Genomic DNA, 18,423 nt, shown 5'->3' with positions numbered 1-18,423 from the left:
AAGGATCGGACCGACCGAGAGAGGATCCGATGACCCAGCCTGACACGCAATTGCCAAAGGCAACCGTCCCCGCCGTTGACCGCCCGACCAAGCCCGCGATGCTCAACGGTTATCGGCAAAAATGCCCCAACTGTGGTGAGGGTCAGCTTTTCACCGGCTACCTGAAAGTTGTCGACACCTGCGCGGTCTGTGATCAGGATCTGCACCACCACCGTGCGGACGACGGACCGGCCTATCTGACGATTCTGGTGGTCGGCCATGTGCTGGCGATTCTCATGCACGTGGGCTTCACCCAGTTCCGCCCCAACCCGATGGTCTTTGCCACGGTCTTGACGATTGTCTGCGTGGCGCTTTCCCTCTACCTTCTGCCGCGATTGAAAGGGGTGATCGTCGGCATCCAGTGGGCCCGACGCATGCACGGGTTCGGGCACAAGGCCTGACCGCAACGGAGGTCGGCAACGCGATGGAACAGGCACCGGACAAAACAGCGGTGCGCCCCGCCGCGACGGTCATCCTGCTGCGCAATCGCGCGACCGATCCCGCTGTCCTGATGGGCCAGCGCGGCGCGCGCGCTTCCTTCATGCCCAACAAATACGTCTTTCCCGGCGGCGCGGTGGACCCCGGCGACGCTGCGATTGATCTGTCACTGGCAGACCCAACGCTGACCCAGCTTGCAGACGCCAGCGCCGAGCCGCCCCATGCGCTGGCCGCCGCCGCGATACGCGAACTATGGGAAGAAACCGGGCAAATCCTTGGCCGCCCTGCCCCCTGGCCCGACGCGCCCCGTGGCTGGCGCGGCTTCGCAGCCACCGGCCACCGCCCCGACGGCACGGCGCTTGAGTTCATCTTCCGCGCGATCACCCCGCGCGGCCACAGTCGCCGTTTCGATGCGCGGTTCTTTCTGGCCGAGGCCGATCGGCTGGCCAGCGACCCCGATAACTTCACTCATGCAGAGGACGAATTGAAGCACCTGCACTGGGTCAGCCTGTCGCGGGTTCGGGCACTCGACCTGCCCTTCATCACCAAGGTGGTGCTGGCCGAGGTCGAGGCCTATCTCACCCGGGGCCCTGCGGCCACGGTGCCCTTCTTTCGCAACGATGACGAGGCGCATCTGGTCTCGCGCCTTGCCGGGCGCAGCCCGCTGGACTGACCGGCCTACCGCTTGCCGATGGCCGCGCCAGCCCCTTCGGGGCGGGGCAGGCTGTCGTGGGCCTTGGCCAAGCGCGCCAAGGGTTCGGCGACCTGCGGCGCGGGCACACTCGCGCGGCGGGTCTCAAGGCTCACGTGGATCAACATATGCTCGCCCGTGGCCAGCGCACGGTCGCCCTCATACATGGTGTGGAACAGATGCATCGTCTTGCCCGCACCGGACAGTACCTGCGTCTCGATCCGGATCCGCGCGCCGGCCCGCACCTCATCCAGATGGCGGATATGCGTCTCGGCGGTGAAATAGCTGCCGCCGTTTGCGATATATTCGGGCGTGCACCCGACGATCTGCATCAGACGGTCCGTCGCATCGCCAAAGGCCTGCAAATACCGCGCCTCGTTCATGTGGCCGTTGTAGTCGGTCCAGTCCAGCGGCACGGCGCGGTCCACGGTCAAAACCGGCCGCGCGGGATCGGCGATGTCGGACAGGGTGTCGGCGATGCGCCCCGCCGCTTGCAGCGTCTTGTCATGGCCCTTAAGCACCGCGCCCGCGCCCCAGTCCCGCGCCTTGAGCGTGCGTAACATCCCGACCAGATTGGCATCCCGGTGGCGTTCCAGCTCGCGGATGGAATGCTGTCCCGATTGCGCGTCGGACTGGTCGGCGATCTTCTGGGCCAGCGCGTCGGTCATCTCGGGCACATCCATCAGTCGCGTCCACGGCCAACTCAGGCAGGGGCCGAACTGGTCGATGAAATGCCGCATGCCGGCCTCTCCCCCGGCGATGCGGAAGGTCTCGAACAGGCCCATCTGCGCCCAGCGCAATCCGAAGCCCATGCGGATCGCTTCGTCGATCTCTTCCGTCGTGGCGATGTCGTCCTTGACCAGCCACAAAGCCTCACGCCAGACCGCTTCAAGGAACCGATCCGCGATATGCGCGTCGATTTCTTTCCGCACCAGCAGGGGAAACATGCCGATTCCGCGCAGGGTGTCGGCGACGCCGTCGACCATCTGCGCGTTCGCCGGGGTGCCCACGACCTCGATCAGCGGCAAGAGGTAGACCGGATTGAACGGATGGCAGACAACGATCTGTTCGGCCCGGGTCGCGCCCTCTTGCAGTTGCGAGGGCTTGAACCCCGAGGTGGACGAGCCGATCACCGCCGCCGGGTCACAGACCGCCTGAATGTCGCGATAGACGCGGTGCTTCAGGTCCAGCCGCTCCGGCACGCTTTCCTGAATCCACGACGCGCCCTGCACCGCGTCTTCCAGCCTGTCGTGAAAGCTAAGCGCCCCTTCCGCAGGCATCGGCATGTCATAAAGCCCCGGCAGCGCCGCGCGCGCATTGTCGAGCACTTCGCCGATCTTGCGCTGCGCCTCTGGGTCGGGGTCGAACACCCGCACGTCCCATCCTGCCAGCAGGAAACGCGCAGCCCAACCGCCGCCGATCACACCCCCGCCGATGATCGTTGCAATCTGTGTCATGTGGTCCCCGCTCCTTGAAATTTGCCGCCATGCCATGGGGAATCGCCGGCGGCGTCAAGCACCGTTTGCGACCTGCGATGTCGCTAGGGCAGATCCGCCAGCCGGGCCATGTCGTAGCCGAACCAGTCCATGATCTCGCGCGCGGCCGCGATCCGGTCCGCACCCCCCGTGGGGGCACGGTCCATGATCCAACCGAACTGCCCGTCCGGCGTGCCGATGGCCGCCGTGCGACTGTCGAAATCCATCCAAAGAACCCAAAGCGGAGCGGGAACCGGCGCCGCCTGCCCCGCTTGCGGGCTCCACCGTCCGGGGCCGGTCATTGCAAGCCTTGCAGCTGGACCGGAGCACGTGTCACCAGCGCAGGACCGCATCCGCAGAGCCCCGTCCGGTCCCGCCTCGAACGAAAGCGAATCGACCGGCCCACCTTGCGAATAGCCCTGCCGGACCACCCAATTCCCCGCCAGCCGCTCGGTTGTGACATCGGTTTGCGAGGCGATCTGCGCGGCCGGATCCCGATAGCTGATGGGCGCGGACGGAGGCGTGGCCGTGCAATTCAGCACCATCAATGGCGCCAATAAGATCAACCGCAACTTCATACCCGTCCGGACCGACACCGGGCGCGCCCGGCATCGATCACCACCTGCCCGCCCGCGCCGATGCAGGTGGTCTCCTCGACCATAGTCATCCCCACCGGCGGCGGCCCCGCCGCGCAGCCCATCAGCAAGATCGGCAGGGCCAGCGCCTTCACCCTTTCGGCGCCTGTTTCACCAGCCCGAGCTTCTGGCGCACCTCATCGGGGCCGATGACGCGGGCGCCCAGGTTCTCGATGATCCCGTGGGCGCGCTCCACAAGCTGCGCATTGGTCGCCAGCACGCCCTTGTCGAGCATCAGGTTGTCTTCCAACCCCACCCGCACGTTGCCGCCAGCAAGGACCGAGGCCGCGACGTAAGGCATCTGGCTGCGACCCAGCCCGAAGGCGGAAAAGGTCCAGTCCGAGGGGACGTTGTTGACCATCGCCAGAAAGGTGTTGAGGTCGTCCGGCGCCCCCCAAGGCACGCCCATGCACAGCTGCACCAACGCGTCGGGCTTCAATATCCCTTCGGCGACGAGTTGTTTGGCAAACCACAGATGGCCGGTGTCAAAGGCCTCGATCTCGGGCTTCACCCCCAGATCGGTCATCATCTGTCCCATGGCCCGCAACATGCCCGGCGTGTTGGTCATCACGTAATCCGCTTCGGCGAAATTCATCGTGCCGCAATCAAGCGTGCAAATCTCCGGCAGGCACTCGGCCACATGGGCCACCCGTTCGCTCGCGCCCACCATGTCCGTGCCCTCGACCACCGGCAATGGCTGCTCGACGCCGCCGAAGGTCATATCGCCCCCCATGCCGGCGGTCAGGTTCAACACCACATCCGTGTCCGACGCGCGGATTCGGTCCGTCACCTCGCGGTAGAGCGCAAGGTCCCGGCTCGGCACCCCGGTCTCTGGGTCGCGCACGTGGCAATGCACCACTGCCGCGCCCGCTTTCGCAGCCTCGATGGCGCTGTCGGCGATCTGCTGCGGCGAGCGCGGCACATGGGGGCTGCGGTCCTGTGTGCTGCCCGATCCGGTCACGGCGCAGGTGATAAAAACCTCGCGGTTCATCTCCAATGGCATGGCTTGTCCTCCTTCATTTGCGGCGACCTTATCTGCGCCACTCACACTGGCAAGCCCCGTTCACCATCCGCCCGCACCTCACCAACCGGCCCCGTGCATCTTTGCTTTATGAAATATCCCCGCCGGAGGCGCACATCGCCCCCCGCAATCCCGCTCAATAGGGCATCGGATGGGCGCGGTGAACGCGGTCGATATCCTCCAGCACCTCGAACGAGAGGGTCAGATCCCGCGCCTCGAGCAGGTCGGCCAATTGTGCCGACGTGCTCGCCCCGATGATGGCGCACACCGGAAACGGGCGCGACCGTTGCCACGCCAGCGCCATATGCGGCAACGTCAAGCCGTGTTTCTCGGCCACCGCCTGATAGGCGTCGATCGCTGGAAACACCCGCTCGGTCACGCGGCCGCCAAGGTTGTTCACAAAGGTCCGCCGCGACCCTTCGGGGATCGCCCCGCCTTGATATTTCCCCGTGAGCAACCCCGCCGCCAGCGGCGAGAACGAAAAACACAAGACATCCTCGTTCACCGACACCTCGGCCATGTCGGTGTCATAGAGCCGGTGCAGCAGAGAATATTCGTTCTGCACCGAAGCCACCCGCGGCGCGCCGATCTCCTCGGCCACGTCGATCCATTTCGTCGTCCCCCAGGCGCTTTCGTTCGACAGGCCGAAGGCCCGGATCTTTCCCGCCTGTTGCGCCTGTTCCAGCTTCTCGAGCATCCCGCGCATGTGATCCATCGTGCGCTCGCGGTCCTGCCCCGAGGGATCGAAGGTCCAGTTCTGGCGGAACGCATAAGACCCGCGCATCGGCCAGTGCAGTTGATAAAGATCGACATAATCCGTGCCCAGCCGCCGCAGGTTGTCGTCCAGCAGATCAAGGATATTGTCCGGCCCGAAGCCTTCGCCACCGCGGATCATCGGCGTATCGGCCCCCGCCTTGGTGGCGATCACCACCTCGGCGCGCCGTCCGGACGCGGCAAGCCAGTTGCCGATACATTTTTCGCAATCGCCCACGGTCGCCTTGCGCAGGGGGTTGACCGGATACATCTCGGCGGTATCGAGAAAGTTGATCCCTGCTTCCAACGCCATGTCGATTTGCCGGTGCGCATCCGCTTCCGGCGTCTGCGTGGTGAATGTCATCGTGCCCAGACACCAGTCACTAACCCTGATCCCAGTGCGCCCCAATTCAATCTGTTTCATCTGCTGCCTTTCTTGATTTGTGCGGACCATAGCCCGCAGCGCGCCCCCGACAACCCGCAATACCCGGGTGGCCCAACGCGCACGCTGGCATCCACCGCGCCCTTGCGCTAGACCGCCCCTGACCCACGCAAAGCAGGACGATCATGGCACGCCACCTCATCACCTCCGCCATCCCCTACATCAACGGGATCAAACACCTTGGAAACCTGGTCGGCAGCCAGTTGCCCGCCGACCTTTATGCCCGCTACCTGCGCGGCCGCGGGCATGAGGTGCTGTTCCTTTGCGCCACCGACGAACACGGCACCCCGGCCGAACTCGCAGCGGCCAAAGCCGGCAAGCCGGTGGACGAATATTGCGCCGAGATGTGGCAGGTGCAGGCTGATCTGGCACACGGCTTCGGGCTGTCCTTCGATCACTACGGCCGCTCGAGCTCGCCCCAGAACCACAAGCTCACCCAGCATTTCGCGGGCGTGCTGGCGGACAACGGGTTGATCGAGGAACGTGCCGAGACGCAGATGTATTCCCATGAGGATGGCCGCTTCCTGCCCGACCGCTATATTGAAGGCACCTGCCCGAACTGCGGGTTCGAGTCCGCCCGCGGCGACCAGTGCGACAATTGCACCAAGCAGCTTGACCCGGTGGACCTGATCAACCCCCACTCGACGATCTCCGGCTCGACCGATCTGGAAATGCGCGAGACGAAACACCTCTACCTGCTGCAGTCGAAGCTGAAGGATGAGATTGAAGCCTGGATCGACCAGCAAGAGGGGTGGCCCGTGCTGACGACCTCGATCGCCAAGAAGTGGCTGCACGACGGCGACGGTCTGCAGGATCGCGGCATCACGCGTGATCTGTCCTGGGGGGTGCCCGTCAAACGCGGGGACGAGGATTGGCCCGGCATGGAAAGCAAGGTCTTCTACGTCTGGTTCGACGCGCCCATCGAATACATCGCCTGCGCGCAGGAATGGGTCGATGCGGGCAAGGGCGACGATTGGGCCCGCTGGTGGCGCACGGACGAAGGGGCGGACGATGTGCGCTACACCCAGTTCATGGGCAAGGACAACGTGCCGTTCCACACGCTCAGTTTCCCGGCCACGCTGATCGGTTCGGGCGAGCCTTGGAAACGGGTCGATTACCTCAAATCTTTCAATTATCTAAACTACGACGGCGGCCAGTTCAGCACCTCACGCGGGCGCGGCGTCTTCATGGATCAGGCGCTCGAAATCCTGCCCGCCGATTACTGGCGCTGGTGGCTGCTCAGCCGCGCGCCCGAGACGTCGGATTCCGAATTCACGTGGCAGCAGTTCCAGACGGACGTGAACAAGGACCTCGCCGATGTTCTGGGCAACTTCGTCAGCCGCGTGACCAAGTTCTGTCGCTCGAAATTCTCCGAAGCGGTGCCTGCGGGCGGGACCTTTGGCCCCGCGGAAGAGGCGCTGATCGAAGAGCTTCAGACCCGTCTTGCCGCCTACGAGAAAGCCATGGACGCCATCGAGGTGCGCAAATCGGCCACCGAGTTGCGCGCCATGTGGGCGGCGGGCAACGAATATCTGCAGGCGGCCGCGCCGTGGAAGGTCTTCAAGGAAGACCCCGAGCAGGCGGCCGCGCAGATCCGCCTCGCCCTGAACCTCATCCGCATCTATGCCGTGCTGTCAGCGCCCTTCATTCCCAACGCGTCGGCAAAGTTGCTGTCCGCAATGAACACGTTGGACACCGGCTGGCCGTCGGACATTCGCGACGCTGTCACCGCCCTGCCCGAAGGCCATGTCTTCACGGTGCCGGACAACCTTTTCGACAAGATCACGGACGAGCAGCGCGACACATGGGCCGAGAGGTTCGCCGGCACACGGGACTGACCGGCGCCGTCAAGGCCCAATATGATCAGTCGTTCTCCGGGTCGGAGTTCACATCCGTGGACTCCTGAATCTGGCCCGCGCCGTCTTGCGCGTCTTCTTCCGTGATCGGATCACCACCGGCCCAGATCAGCGCCATGATGCTGGCAAAAACGATCACCACGGCGATCCCGATCAGCGGACCCCAGTGATTTCTCTTCTGTTTCTCGACGTTTGTCTTCGGTGCAGTCATGACAGGCTCCTTTCCGCGTTTGCTGGACTAACCCCCGATCCGGCCGGGAAGTTCCGCGCCGCACGCCTGCGTGATCGGCCGGAACACCCCGCACAGGGCGACGGCCTTCACGTTGCGGGCATTCGTGCTAACTTCCCGATAACGTTCAATTGTAGGAGTTCATCCCCATGCGCCTCGCAGTCGCCTTCGCCCTCACCGCCCTCGCCTCGCCCGGCCTCGCTGCACAATGCGGCAACGACAGCAGCGGTTTCGCCGCCTGGAAACAGGCCTTCGCGCAAGAGGCCGCCGCCGCCGGGGTCGGACAGGCCGGGCTTAATGCGCTCGCAAACGCGCAATATTCCACCTCGACCATCCGCGCCGACCGCAACCAGACCGGCGTGCGTTATGCGCTGGATGAGTTCATTCGCATCCGTTTGGGCAGCCTTGACAGCTTCGCCAGCCAGATGCGCCGTGAGTTGAACCGCAACCCGAATTTCTACGCCTCGCTTGAACGCAACTACGGCGTGCCGGCGGGCATCCTTCTGGCGATTCACGGCATGGAGACGGGGTTCGGCCGGACCATGGGCAACACGCCGGTCGTCGACAGCATCACCACGGTCGCCTATGATTGCCGCCGTTCGGCCTTCTTCACACCCCACGCCATCGCGGCGCTGAAACTTGTGGATCGCGGCGGCCTGGCCCCGGGCCAGCGCGGCGCGGCCCATGGTGAGATGGGTCACACCCAATTCCTCCCCGGCAATGCCCTGCGCTACGGGGTCGATGCTGACGGCAACGGCCGCGTCGATCTCTACACCGTGGCCGACAGTCTGGCCTCGACGGCTAACTTCCTGCGCCAGAAAGGCTGGCAGCCCGGTCAGGGCTTTCAGGAGGGCAGCGCCAACTTCCGCGTGCTGAACGAATGGAACGCCGCGACGGTCTATCAACAGGCCATCGCCCTGAGCGCTGCAAAACTCCAGTAACCTCATCTTTGCTTCAAAAATATCCCCGCCGGAGGCTCTGACAGCGGCCGCCCGGCGGGGAGGCTCTTGGGGCATGGCGACGTTACCACGCGCACCCGATCAGCCCATTATCCAAATCTGAAACGGTTTCTAGTATGGCTCCGCTAGGCCCCGCATCTTCTCGTCGCTTTTGCGAGACGACTGCCGGATGCGGTCGCCCTGCCTTATGGCGTTCTCGCTTCGCGAAAACGCTGTGGTGCCCGCGGCCGGACTCGAACCGGCACGGCCATACGGCCAAGAGATTTTAAGTCTCCAGTGTCTACCATTCCACCACGCGGGCACGGGTCGGGCGACGGGTGCGACCATAGGCGAAAGCGGCGGCGCGTCCAGTCGTTTTGACCGGCTTTTCATCGGGCCGCGCTCACTCTGACACCCGACCAGCGGCGCTAGACCCCGTCCGGGGCCACCGCCTCTTCCTTGACCGCCTGCATGGCGACGTAGGTCGATGTGCTGGCCACGAAGGGCAGCGTCGACAGCCGTTCGGCCAGCACGGTGCGATACCGGGACATGCCACTGGTCCGCACTTTGAGAAGGTAATCGAAGGCGCCGGCGATCAGATGGCATTGCTCGATCTCCGGCACCTGCAACACCGCGCGGTTGAACTCGGCAAGGGCCGATTCGCGGGTGTCGCTCAGCTTGACCTCGACAAAGGCCACGTGATCCAATCCAAGCTGGATCGGATCGAACAGCGCCCGGTAGCCCCGGATGACGCCGCTCACCTCCAAACGCCGCAGTCGCGCCTGCGTGGGCGACTTCGACAGGCCGATCCGTTTGGACAATTCGGTGACGCTGATTCGCCCCTCAACGGCGATCACGTCGAGAATCTTGCGGTCATAGCGATCAAGGTCAAAAGTGTGTTCGGCCATAAGACCCCTCAATTTTCGGTGAAAACGGATCGTCGTTCGTGCAATCACAGTCGGACCGACGCGCAGTTTGGGGATATATAGGGCAAAACAACATCGGTATTCCACCGTATTCTCGGAGCGTGCCATGCACATAAAACCTGCCCAGACCCAACTTGCAAAGATCGACGCCGCCTACCTCAAGAATGAAGAGGCCGCGGTGGCCGATCTGGTCGAAACCGCCGATCTGGACGCCACCGCGCGCGCCGAAATCGCCTCGGACGGGGCCGAGCTGGTGCGGCGCATCCGCGCCTCGTCCAATCCCGGCCTGATGGAAGTATTTCTGGCCGAATACGGCCTGTCGACCGATGAAGGCATCGCGCTTATGTGTCTGGCCGAGGCGCTGTTGCGCGTCCCCGATGCGGACACCATCGACGCGCTGATCGACGACAAGATCGCGCCGTCGGATTGGGGCAAGCACTTGGGGCACTCGGCCTCCTCGCTGGTCAACGCCTCGACCTGGGCCTTGATGCTCACCGGGCGCGTGCTGGACGACGACCGGGGGATGGCGCAGCCGCTGCGCCGTGCGATCAAGCGTCTGGGCGAACCGGTGATCCGCTCTGCCGTGGGCCGCGCCATGCGGATCATGGGCCAGCAATTCGTCCTTGGCACCGACATCCAGTCGGCCATGAAGCGCGCCCAGACCATGGAGAAGCAGGGCTTCACCTATTCCTATGACATGCTCGGGGAAGCGGCCCGCACGGATGAGGATGCGCGGCAATACCACCTCGCCTATTCCCGCGCGATCTCCGCCATTGCCAAGTCCTGCACCCATGCCTCGGTCGCGGAAAACCCCGGCATCTCGGTCAAGCTCAGCGCGCTCCACCCGCGCTACGAAGAGGCCCAGCGCGACCGGGTGATGGCGGAACTCGTGCCGCGCCTGCGCAGCCTTGCGATTCTCGCCAAGTCCGCGGGTCAGGGCTTCAACATCGACGCGGAAGAGGCCGACCGCCTGACCCTGTCGCTGGACGTGATCGAAGCCGTGGTCAGCGATCCGGCGCTGGCGGGCTGGGACGGGTTCGGCATCGTGGTGCAGGCCTTCGGCCAGCGCGCGCCCTACGTTCTTGACTATCTTTACGATCTGGCCGAGCGCACCGACCGCAAGCTGATGGTCCGCCTCGTCAAGGGGGCCTATTGGGATGCCGAGATCAAGCGCGCGCAGGTGATGGGGCTTGAGGGGTTCCCCGTCTTCACCGGCAAGCCGCACACCGATGTGAGCTACATCGCCAACGCCCGCAAGCTGCTGGGCATGACCGACCGCATTTATCCGCAGTTCGCCACCCACAACGCCCATACCGTCGCGGCCATTCTGCATATGGCGCAGGACACCCCCAAGGATTCTTATGAATTCCAGCGCCTGCACGGCATGGGCGAGACCCTGCACAAGATCGTGCTGAACGACAACGGAACGCGCTGCCGGATCTACGCCCCCGTCGGCGCCCACGAAGACCTGCTGGCCTATCTGGTGCGTCGCTTGCTTGAGAACGGGGCCAACTCGTCCTTCGTGAACCAGATCGTGGATGAGGACGTGCCTCCAGAGGTTGTCGCCGCTGATCCGTTCGAGCAGATCGGCATCACGCCGAACCTGCCCACGGGGCCGGAGCTGTTCCTGCCGCACCGTCCGAACTCCAAGGGGTGGGACATCACCCACCGCGCGACACTGGCCGAGATCGACGCCGGCCGCGAGCCGTTCAAGACCCATGAATGGACCGGCACGCCCCTGTCGTCCGCGTGGCAGACCGACGACACGAAAACCGCCCGTCCCGTGCTTAACCCTGCAAATCATGACGATATCGTAGGCCAGATCACTTGGGCCACGCCCGAAGACGCCAAGGCCGCGCTGGATGCAGCCAAGCCGTGGGATGCGTCAGTGGCAGACCGTGCAGCGGTGCTGCGCAAGATCGCCAAGGCCTATGAGGACAACGCCGAAGAATTCTTCGCACTGCTCAACCGCGAGGCTGGCAAGACCATGCTCGACTGCGTGGGCGAAGTGCGCGAAGCCGTTGATTTCCTGTATTTCTACGCCGCCGAAGCTGAAATCCGCAATCCGACCCCGCGTGGGCTTTGGACCTGCATCAGCCCGTGGAACTTCCCGCTGGCGATCTTCACCGGCCAGATTGCCGCAGCCCTTGCGGCGGGCAACGGCGTGCTGGCGAAACCGGCTGAACAGACCGGACTGATCGCCCATCGCGCCGCACAACTGATGCATGAGGCCGGCGTGCCGGAAGATGTGTTGCACCTGCTGCCCGGCAGCGGCGACATCGGTGCGGCGCTGACCTCGGACGCGCGGCTTGGCGGCGTGGCATTCACCGGCTCCACCGCCACCGCCCTGAAGATCCGCCAGTCCATGGCCGAGACTTGCGCCCCGGGCACGCCTCTGATCGCAGAGACCGGCGGGCTCAACGCGATGATCGTCGATTCGACCGCCCTGCCCGAGCACGCCGTGCGCGACATCTTGCAATCGGCCTTCCAATCGGCCGGCCAGCGGTGTTCCGCCCTGCGCTGTCTATATGTGCAAGAGGACGTGGCCGAAAAGGTGATCCACATGCTCAAGGGCGGCATGGATGAGCTGCGGCTGGGCGATCCCTGGGATCTGACCACGGATGTGGGCCCGGTGATCGACGCTGCAGCGCTGAAAACCATTCAGGACCACATCGCCACGGCCCGTGACGAAGGCCGCGTGCTGCACGAACGCGCAACCCCCGCAACCGGCACCTACGCCGCACCGACGGTGATCCGCGTCAACGGGATCGAAGACCTCGAACGCGAGATTTTCGGGCCGGTGCTGCACGTGGCGACCTACAAAGCGCGCGACCTTGACCGCGTGATCGAGGCCATCAACGCCACGGGCTACGGCCTGACCTTCGGATTGCACACGCGGATCGACGACCGGGTCGAACAGGTTCTGGAACAGGTCCACGCGGGCAACATCTACGTCAACCGCAACCAGATTGGCGCGGTCGTGGGCAGCCAGCCCTTCGGCGGCGAGGGTCTGTCGGGGACCGGTCCCAAGGCAGGCGGGCCGATGTATATGCCGCGCTTTGCCGACATGGTGGTGCAGCCAGTGCCCGCACCCCTGCCCATCGACCTGCCCGGGCCGACCGGCGAATCCAATCGCCTGTCCACCTATCCGCGCGGGTTGATCGCCTGTCTTGGTCCCGATGCGCGCACGCAGGCGGATGTGGTGGCGTCGTTCGGCGGCTTGCCGATCATCCCGCACCACGCCGCGAACGAGGACGCAGCGACGGTGAAGGGCGGCGTGCCGCTCGCGCCCGATGGCCGTTTGGCGCCGGAAGCGCTGGAAACGCTGGACTGTGCGGCAGTCATCTGGGGCGGCGACGAAGACACGGCGCGCGCCTATGAGCAGGCCTTGGCAAAACGCACCGGTGCAATCGTGCCCCTGATCACCGGCCCCATTGATGCGGCCCACGTGCTGCACGAACACCACGTCTGCATCGACACCACCGCTGCCGGTGGCAACGCGGCGCTGCTGGCCGAAGTCAGCGGCACCTGAGACCGCACGTTTCGCCCTTGACCGTCCGCCGCGCATGGCGGACGGTTTGATCCATGTTTCCCATCCGAGATCACAATCCGTCCGAGCGCACGCCCTACGTGACCTATCTGCTGATCGCGCTCAACATCGTGGTCTTCGGCTATCAATACGGCATGCTGCTCGACATTCCGTCCAGCAACCAGTTCATGATCGACTACGCCTTCTGGCCGATCCTGCTGGACAACGGTGAGGGCTTCACCGGCCTGTTCACCCATATGTTCCTGCACGCAGGCTTTCTGCATCTGGCCGGTAACATGCTGTTTTTGTGGGTTTTTGGCGACAATATGGAGGATGAGCTGGGCCATCTTCCGTTTTTGGCCTTCTACATCGCAAGCGGGCTGGCCGCGGCCTATCTGCAGTACCTGCCCGCCCCCGAAAGCGTGGTGCCCATGGTCGGAGCCTCGGGCGCCATTGCCGGGGTCATGGGGGGCTATCTTCTGCTGTTCCCGCGCGCGCGGGTCGATGTGTTTATCTTCTTCATCGTGTTCTTCCGCATCCTGCCGATCCCCTCCTACGTCGTGCTCGGGCTGTGGATGGCGCTGCAGGTCTTCAACGGGCTGGGCAGCGATCCCAGCGGCGGCGGCACGGCCTATTGGGCGCACGTGGGCGGCTTTGTTGCGGGCTTTGTGCTGACGGTGCCGCTCTGGATCAAACGCGGCGGGCAACGCTTCTGGGCACAAACGGACGGCCGCCCGCCGCATCCCGAAACCCATTACCCGCGCTCGAATGTCCCCGTGGTGCGGAGGCGCCGATGACCCGCGTGACCTGCCACTGCGGCGCGGTCGAGCTGCGCGTCACCCTTGCGGACGGGCTGAACACCGCCCGGCGCTGCGACTGTTCGTTCTGCCGCAAACGCGGCGCGCCTGTGGTTACCGTCAATGTGGGTGATCTGGAGATCGTGAAAGGCGCAGACAACCTTGCGCTCTACACCTTTAACACCCATACCGCGCAGCATCATTTTTGCAAAACCTGCGGCATTTACACCCATCACCGTCGCCGCTCGAACCCGAATGAATACGGGGTCAACATGGCCGGGATCGAAGGTCTCAACCCCCGCGATCACGACCCGATCCCGTGGAGCGACGGCGTCAATCATCCGTCCGATCGAAAGGAGTAACCCATGCCCCGTCTTGACGCAGTGGCCGTGACCACCACCAACATGGCCAAATCGGTCGCCTTTTATGAAATGCTGGGCTTCACGTTCGGCGATTGGGGGGCCGAGGATCAGCACGTCGAACCGGTGGTGGAAGATGGCGAGGTGCGCCTGATGATCGACACCGCCGAGCTGCTGGAGAAGTTCACCGGCGCACGGCCCACACCGCCCAACCATTCCAGCTTTGCCATGCGCTGCGACGACCCGGCCGAGGTCGATGCCATCGCCGCGCGCATGTCGCAGGCGGGTTATGCGCTGACCGTGGCGCCGTGGGATGCCTTCTGGGGGCAGCGCTATGCCACCGTCGTGGACCCTGACGGCTACCAGATCGACCTGTTTGCGCCGCTCTAGCCCTCGGGCCGGCGGCGCGTAGGTTTACTTGCGGATGGTTTTGGCGAATTTCTCGAAGATCGGCTCGGCCGCGCAGATCACCGCGCCGTCGGCCATGATGTCGCCGTTCGGGTCGAGCGGTTCCACGATGCCGCCCGCTTCGCGCACGATCACCAGCCCGGCGGCCATGTCCCACGGGTGCAGGCGACGTTCCCAGAAGCCGTCGAACCGGCCCGCGGCCACGTAAGCCAGATCCAGCGCGGCGGCCCCCCAGCGGCGCACACCGGCGCAGGTGGGCAGGATGCGCGCAAGATCCTGCAACGACTCCGGCAGATCGGCGCGACCGGCAAAGGGCAGACCGGTGGCAAAAACACTCTCGATCATGCGAATCCGGCCGGACACGCGCAGACGCTTCTCGTTCATCCAGGCGCCGCTGCCCTTCTCGGCGAAGAACATCTCGTCCTTCACCGGGTCGTAGATCACGCCGATGGTGACGTCCCCCTTGTGCTCAAGCGCGATGGAGATCGCCCAGTGCGGCATGCCGTGCAGGTAGTTCGTGGTGCCGTCCAGCGGGTCGACGATCCAGCGGCGGGTGGGGTCCTGCCCCTCGATCTCGCTGCCTTCCTCACCCAGAAACCCATAGGTCGGGCGGGCTTCCATCAGCGCCTCGCGGATCAGGGTTTCGGCGTTGCGGTCCGCGCGGCTGACGAAATCGCCGGGCCCCTTGGTGGACACCTGCAGATTCTCGACCTCTCCGAAGTCCTTGAGCAGCGCGCGCCCGGCGCGGCGGGCGGTCTTCATCATCACATTGAGGTTTGCGCTGTGAACCATGTCCGTCTCCTAGATCGGCGCGCCACCCCTGCGGTCGCGCCCCATGCGTTAAACGCGGCGTATAGGCGACACGGGAATTGCGAACAAGGGCGCACTTGGTCGGAGGGGAAGAGGGCCGTTAACCTTTTGCTCAGGGAAACCTGTTAGAACGAAGCTGACGAGGGCTCAACGGAAGGCGACTTCATCGGTGATTGACCGTTTCATCGCGCAGGCGCGCCGACAACTCGGGACATTTGCGCAGCATCCCGGGCGGGATATTCCTTTGCAACTGGGGTCTGCCTACCTCATCTGTCTGTTTTGCGGCTATATCGGGCATCCCTATCTGGCGCTGTTCGTCGCCGTTTCTGTGACTGGCATGGAATACCTGCTGAGCCGCAGTACCAGCGCCCTGCCCCGGACAGACGGCGAGGCCGGCACAGGGCGCACTTGCGCCGTGCTGGCGCTCTGTGCGGTGACCACGGTGCTGTACCTGCTGCCCGCGCTGACCTTCACTTCGGACCCGTCGCTTGCAATCAAGATGACCGGGATGACGTGGGTCATGGGCACGCAGGTCTATCTGGTCAGCACCTTGAACAAGGTTCCGGCCTTTCTGGCGGCAAAGATGCTGCCGGCCATGGGGACGACCGTCCTTGCCTTCGTGTTTCTGGCGCAATCGGATCCGGCCCCCTCGGGGGGGGATGAATGGGCGGTCGCCGCTGTCTTTTTGCTTTTGTTTCTGGTCACCGCGCTCGACCTTTTGCGCCTGCAGGGGGCGGCGGATGCGCAGATCGCCGCCGCGCAGGGGGATGCCGCGGCTCGTCTTGCCTGTCTGGAGGAAGCGCAGCGCCTTGACCCGCTCACCGGATTGCTCAACCGCAATGCCTTCGATCTGGCGTTGCAGGTCATGCTGGACGACCGCGCGGACGTGGGCGGGGACGTCGCGGTGTTTCTTGTCGATCTCAACAGTTTCAAACCGATCAACGACACCTACAGCCACGCGGCGGGGGATGAGGTTTTGCTGCAAACCGCCCAGCGCCTGCGGCGGCACGTGCGGGACGACGGGATCGTGGGCCGTCTGGGCGGGGACGAATTCGTCTGCGCGGTCACCGGCCTTGACGGGGACAGCGATGTCATCGACTACGCCACCGCGCTTGAGGCGGAGCTGTCGGGCGCGGTGGTCTGGAACGCGCGCAGGCTCAAGGTCGGGGCCAGCATCGGCGTGGCCATGACTGGCCCGGGCGCCGATCACCCCGCCGCCACGGTGACCGCCCTGTGCACCGCCGCCGACCGCGCCATGTTCGCCGCCAAGAACGCCCCACAGGGCGGCCCCTGCCTTTACCGCGCCCACCTGTTCGCCGCGCGCATGACCGCTGAGGACAAGCGTTTTCTGGTTGAGGCGATCTCGAACCGGCGGGTGAAACCCTATTACCAGCCGAAGGTGCATCTGGGCACCGGCCGGATCGTCGGGTTTGAGGCTTTGGCCCGCTGGGAACATCCCGACGGCAAAACCTGCATTCCATCGAATTTCATCGAACAGATCGAGGAGCTGGGCCTACAGGGGGACTTCATGACCTCGATGGCGACGCAGGTGATTGAGGATATCGCCACCTTGCTGGACGAGGGCCACGACCCCGGACAGGTCTCTCTCAACATCACCGAGGTGACGCTGGCGACCCATTCGGGCCGCGGCGACCTGCAACAGCTGGTGCAGACCCATCCGCAGGTTGCGCCGCATCTGACCTTCGAGATCACCGAAGACGTCTTCATTGCCCGCGCAGCCGAGGCGATCCAGACCTCCATCAAAGCATTTCGCGCTTTGGGCGTGCGCATTTCGCTGGATGATTTCGGGACCGGATTCGCCTCGTTCCACCACCTGCGGCAACTGGATTTTGATGAGCTGAAGATCGACACCAGCTTTGTCGATGGTCTGGGGCGCGACCCCACGTCCGAGGTTCTGGTGCAGGGATTCCTCGACATCGCTTCGGGCCTTGGGGTCAGCGTTGTGGCCGAAGGGGTCGAGACCGAAGCGCAGCGGCGGGACCTGATCAACATGGGCTGCCTGACGGCGCAGGGCTATCTGTTCAGCGAAGCGGTGCCGCTGGCCACCGCGGCGGACCTGCTCGGCGCCGACCAACAGCCCCAGCCGCGCACGACCCACGGCTAGGCGGCGGGCACCGCCCGTTGCAGGCGCACGGCCTGTTGCCGTGCGGAGCGCACCAGATGGGCGACGTAGGGCAGGTCCGCGTCTTCTTCGCGCACGGCGGCGTAAAGCCGGCGGGTCAAACCGCTCTCCGTCAGGGGCCGTGTCACATAGTCCGACCCATAGGCCGTCTGGCGCACCACCCAGTCGGGCAGCACTGCCACGCCGCGGTTGGACGCCACAAGCAGCAGGATCACCGCCGTCAATTCCACCTGCCGCACCTCCTTCGGGGTGACCTTCGCAGGGGTGAGAAGTTGCGAAAAGACATCGAGTCGCGACCGCTCTACCGGGTAGGTGATCAGGGTCTCGTTGCGGAAATCCTCAGCCTCGACGAAGGGTTTCTGAGCCAAAGGGTGCTTTGTCGCCGCGACAAACACCGGCTCGTAATCGAAAAGCGGCAGGAAGGTGATCCCCGGCAGATCTTCGGGGTCGGACGAGACCACGAGATCCACCTCTTCCTTGCGCAGGGCGGGCAACGCGTCGAAGGCGAGACCGGGGCGGATGTCCACATCTACATCCGGCCAGGCCTTGCGGAACCCCTCCAACACCGGAAACAGCCATTCAAAACAGGCGTGACACTCGATTGCCAGATGCATCCGTCCGGCGCTGCCGCGCACCAATCCGGTGAACTCGGCCTCGAGCGCGGCCACCTCGGGCAGGATCCGCTCAGCCGCCGCCAGCATCCGCTGGCCCGCCGCCGAGAGTTTCAAGGGCTTGGAACGGCGCACGAAAAGCTCCACCCCGGCCTGATCCTCGATCCCCTTGATCTGGTGGCTCAGCGCCGACTGGGTGATCCCCAGCGTATCGGCAGCCCGTGCCAGCCCCCCGGTTTCGTGGATGGCCTTGATCGTGCGAAGGTGGCGGAACTCGATATGCATGCGGAACTCATGATCTTAGTGAGCGTTATGAATTTGCC

At 64.6% G+C, this 18,423-nt stretch carries 17 protein-coding genes and 1 tRNA gene; 9 read left to right on the top strand and 9 right to left on the bottom strand.

Annotated features, from left to right (window positions below; translation table 11 throughout):
• The first annotated feature begins 29 nt into the window (after positions 1-29).
• Together DC363_RS06690 and DC363_RS06685 are read left to right on the top strand one after the other, a co-directional pair.
• The gene (locus tag DC363_RS06690; protein WP_108640369.1) at positions 30-440 is read left to right on the top strand and encodes a DUF983 domain-containing protein; all 411 of its coding nucleotides are present in this window, start codon (positions 30-32) and stop codon (positions 438-440) included.
• Between the two features lie 23 nt (positions 441-463).
• Entirely contained in the window at positions 464-1,150 is a 687-nt protein-coding gene (locus tag DC363_RS06685) for an NUDIX hydrolase (protein WP_108640368.1), read from the top strand.
• 5 nt (positions 1,151-1,155) lie between these two features.
• Here the strand turns inward: DC363_RS06685 and DC363_RS06680 are convergent, their stop codons facing one another.
• The 4 genes from DC363_RS06680 to DC363_RS06665 form a co-directional block, all read right to left on the bottom strand.
• Complete coding sequence (locus DC363_RS06680; RefSeq protein ID WP_108640367.1) at positions 1,156-2,625, bottom strand: carnitine 3-dehydrogenase; 1,470 nt, start codon at positions 2,623-2,625, stop codon at positions 1,156-1,158.
• Between the two features lie 83 nt (positions 2,626-2,708).
• Positions 2,709-3,188 (bottom strand): lipocalin family protein, encoded by a 480-nt coding sequence (locus DC363_RS06675; protein ID WP_108640635.1) that lies wholly within the window; start codon positions 3,186-3,188, stop codon positions 2,709-2,711.
• Between the two features lie 181 nt (positions 3,189-3,369).
• Positions 3,370-4,281: a 3-dehydrocarnitine:acetyl-CoA trimethylamine transferase BcoG gene (gene bcoG, locus DC363_RS06670; RefSeq protein WP_108640366.1), complete on the bottom strand. Its 912-nt coding sequence runs from the start codon at positions 4,279-4,281 to the stop codon at positions 3,370-3,372.
• A 154-nt stretch (positions 4,282-4,435) separates the two neighbouring features.
• Entirely contained in the window at positions 4,436-5,476 is a 1,041-nt protein-coding gene (locus DC363_RS06665; protein WP_108640365.1) for an aldo/keto reductase, read from the bottom strand.
• A 143-nt stretch (positions 5,477-5,619) separates the two neighbouring features.
• Between DC363_RS06665 and metG the strand changes: the two genes are divergently transcribed.
• On the top strand, positions 5,620-7,332 hold the full coding sequence (gene metG, locus DC363_RS06660) for a methionine--tRNA ligase (protein WP_108640364.1): 1,713 nt from the start codon (positions 5,620-5,622) through the stop codon (positions 7,330-7,332).
• A 25-nt stretch (positions 7,333-7,357) separates the two neighbouring features.
• On the opposite strand, the gene DC363_RS06655 is transcribed toward metG, so the two are convergent.
• Complete coding sequence (locus DC363_RS06655; protein WP_108640363.1) at positions 7,358-7,561, bottom strand: hypothetical protein; 204 nt, start codon at positions 7,559-7,561, stop codon at positions 7,358-7,360.
• Positions 7,562-7,728: 167 nt separating this feature from the next.
• On the opposite strand from DC363_RS06655, the gene DC363_RS06650 reads away from it, so the two are divergent.
• On the top strand, positions 7,729-8,520 hold the full coding sequence (locus tag DC363_RS06650) for a lytic murein transglycosylase (protein ID WP_108640362.1): 792 nt from the start codon (positions 7,729-7,731) through the stop codon (positions 8,518-8,520).
• A 233-nt stretch (positions 8,521-8,753) separates the two neighbouring features.
• Here the strand turns inward: DC363_RS06650 and DC363_RS06645 are convergent.
• Together DC363_RS06645 and DC363_RS06640 are read right to left on the bottom strand one after the other, a co-directional pair.
• Positions 8,754-8,839: transfer RNA gene (locus DC363_RS06645), tRNA-Leu, on the bottom strand.
• Between the two features lie 106 nt (positions 8,840-8,945).
• Positions 8,946-9,425: an Lrp/AsnC ligand binding domain-containing protein gene (locus DC363_RS06640; RefSeq protein WP_108640361.1), complete on the bottom strand. Its 480-nt coding sequence runs from the start codon at positions 9,423-9,425 to the stop codon at positions 8,946-8,948.
• 124 nt (positions 9,426-9,549) lie between these two features.
• Between DC363_RS06640 and putA the strand changes: the two genes are divergently transcribed.
• The 4 genes from putA to DC363_RS06620 are packed head-to-tail and all read left to right on the top strand — an operon-like array spanning position 9,550 to position 14,518.
• Positions 9,550-12,975 (top strand): bifunctional proline dehydrogenase/L-glutamate gamma-semialdehyde dehydrogenase PutA, encoded by a 3,426-nt coding sequence (putA, locus tag DC363_RS06635; protein WP_108640360.1) that lies wholly within the window; start codon positions 9,550-9,552, stop codon positions 12,973-12,975.
• Between the two features lie 53 nt (positions 12,976-13,028).
• Entirely contained in the window at positions 13,029-13,769 is a 741-nt protein-coding gene (locus DC363_RS06630) for a rhomboid family intramembrane serine protease (RefSeq protein ID WP_108640359.1), read from the top strand.
• On the top strand, positions 13,766-14,131 hold the full coding sequence (locus DC363_RS06625) for a GFA family protein (protein WP_108640358.1): 366 nt from the start codon (positions 13,766-13,768) through the stop codon (positions 14,129-14,131). The genes DC363_RS06630 and DC363_RS06625 overlap by 4 nt, the downstream gene beginning before the upstream one ends.
• A 3-nt stretch (positions 14,132-14,134) precedes the next feature.
• Entirely contained in the window at positions 14,135-14,518 is a 384-nt protein-coding gene (locus DC363_RS06620) for a VOC family protein (RefSeq protein ID WP_108640357.1), read from the top strand.
• A gap of 24 nt (positions 14,519-14,542) precedes the next feature.
• On the opposite strand, the gene DC363_RS06615 is transcribed toward DC363_RS06620, so the two are convergent.
• Positions 14,543-15,328: an inositol monophosphatase family protein gene (locus DC363_RS06615; protein ID WP_108640356.1), complete on the bottom strand. Its 786-nt coding sequence runs from the start codon at positions 15,326-15,328 to the stop codon at positions 14,543-14,545.
• 187 nt (positions 15,329-15,515) lie between these two features.
• On the opposite strand from DC363_RS06615, the gene DC363_RS06610 reads away from it, so the two are divergent.
• A complete protein-coding gene (locus DC363_RS06610; protein ID WP_108640355.1) occupies positions 15,516-17,471 on the top strand; it encodes a putative bifunctional diguanylate cyclase/phosphodiesterase in 1,956 nt (651 codons plus the stop codon).
• Here the strand turns inward: DC363_RS06610 and DC363_RS06605 are convergent.
• Positions 17,468-18,385, bottom strand: a complete 918-nt coding sequence (locus DC363_RS06605; RefSeq protein WP_108640354.1) for a LysR family transcriptional regulator — start codon at positions 18,383-18,385, stop codon at positions 17,468-17,470. The genes DC363_RS06610 and DC363_RS06605 overlap by 4 nt on opposite strands.
• Positions 18,386-18,423 lie beyond the last annotated feature (38 nt).

Origin of the sequence: Thalassorhabdomicrobium marinisediminis, assembly GCF_003072065.1 — a bacterium.
Taxonomy (GTDB): Bacteria; Pseudomonadota; Alphaproteobacteria; order Rhodobacterales; family Rhodobacteraceae; genus Octadecabacter; species Octadecabacter marinisediminis.
This window is presented reverse-complemented; position numbering and strand designations above follow the sequence as displayed.

Bases quoted from the DNA above. Each gene is read 5' to 3' on its own strand.
- putA (WP_108640360.1), top strand. From the start codon at position 9,550: ATGCACATAAAACCTGCCCAGACCCAACTTGCAAAGATCGACGCCGCC.
- DC363_RS06615 (WP_108640356.1), bottom strand. From the start codon at position 15,328: ATGGTTCACAGCGCAAACCTCAATGTGATGATGAAGACCGCCCGCCGC.
- DC363_RS06640 (WP_108640361.1), bottom strand. From the start codon at position 9,425: ATGGCCGAACACACTTTTGACCTTGATCGCTATGACCGCAAGATTCTC.
- metG (WP_108640364.1), top strand. From the start codon at position 5,620: ATGGCACGCCACCTCATCACCTCCGCCATCCCCTACATCAACGGGATC.
- DC363_RS06655 (WP_108640363.1), bottom strand. From the start codon at position 7,561: ATGACTGCACCGAAGACAAACGTCGAGAAACAGAAGAGAAATCACTGG.
- DC363_RS06630 (WP_108640359.1), top strand. From the start codon at position 13,029: ATGTTTCCCATCCGAGATCACAATCCGTCCGAGCGCACGCCCTACGTG.
- DC363_RS06620 (WP_108640357.1), top strand. From the start codon at position 14,135: ATGCCCCGTCTTGACGCAGTGGCCGTGACCACCACCAACATGGCCAAA.
- DC363_RS06650 (WP_108640362.1), top strand. From the start codon at position 7,729: ATGCGCCTCGCAGTCGCCTTCGCCCTCACCGCCCTCGCCTCGCCCGGC.
- DC363_RS06665 (WP_108640365.1), bottom strand. From the start codon at position 5,476: ATGAAACAGATTGAATTGGGGCGCACTGGGATCAGGGTTAGTGACTGG.
- DC363_RS06680 (WP_108640367.1), bottom strand. From the start codon at position 2,625: ATGACACAGATTGCAACGATCATCGGCGGGGGTGTGATCGGCGGCGGT.
- DC363_RS06690 (WP_108640369.1), top strand. From the start codon at position 30: ATGACCCAGCCTGACACGCAATTGCCAAAGGCAACCGTCCCCGCCGTT.
- DC363_RS06685 (WP_108640368.1), top strand. From the start codon at position 464: ATGGAACAGGCACCGGACAAAACAGCGGTGCGCCCCGCCGCGACGGTC.
- DC363_RS06675 (WP_108640635.1), bottom strand. From the start codon at position 3,188: ATGGTGCTGAATTGCACGGCCACGCCTCCGTCCGCGCCCATCAGCTAT.
- bcoG (WP_108640366.1), bottom strand. From the start codon at position 4,281: ATGCCATTGGAGATGAACCGCGAGGTTTTTATCACCTGCGCCGTGACC.
- DC363_RS06605 (WP_108640354.1), bottom strand. From the start codon at position 18,385: ATGCATATCGAGTTCCGCCACCTTCGCACGATCAAGGCCATCCACGAA.
- DC363_RS06625 (WP_108640358.1), top strand. From the start codon at position 13,766: ATGACCCGCGTGACCTGCCACTGCGGCGCGGTCGAGCTGCGCGTCACC.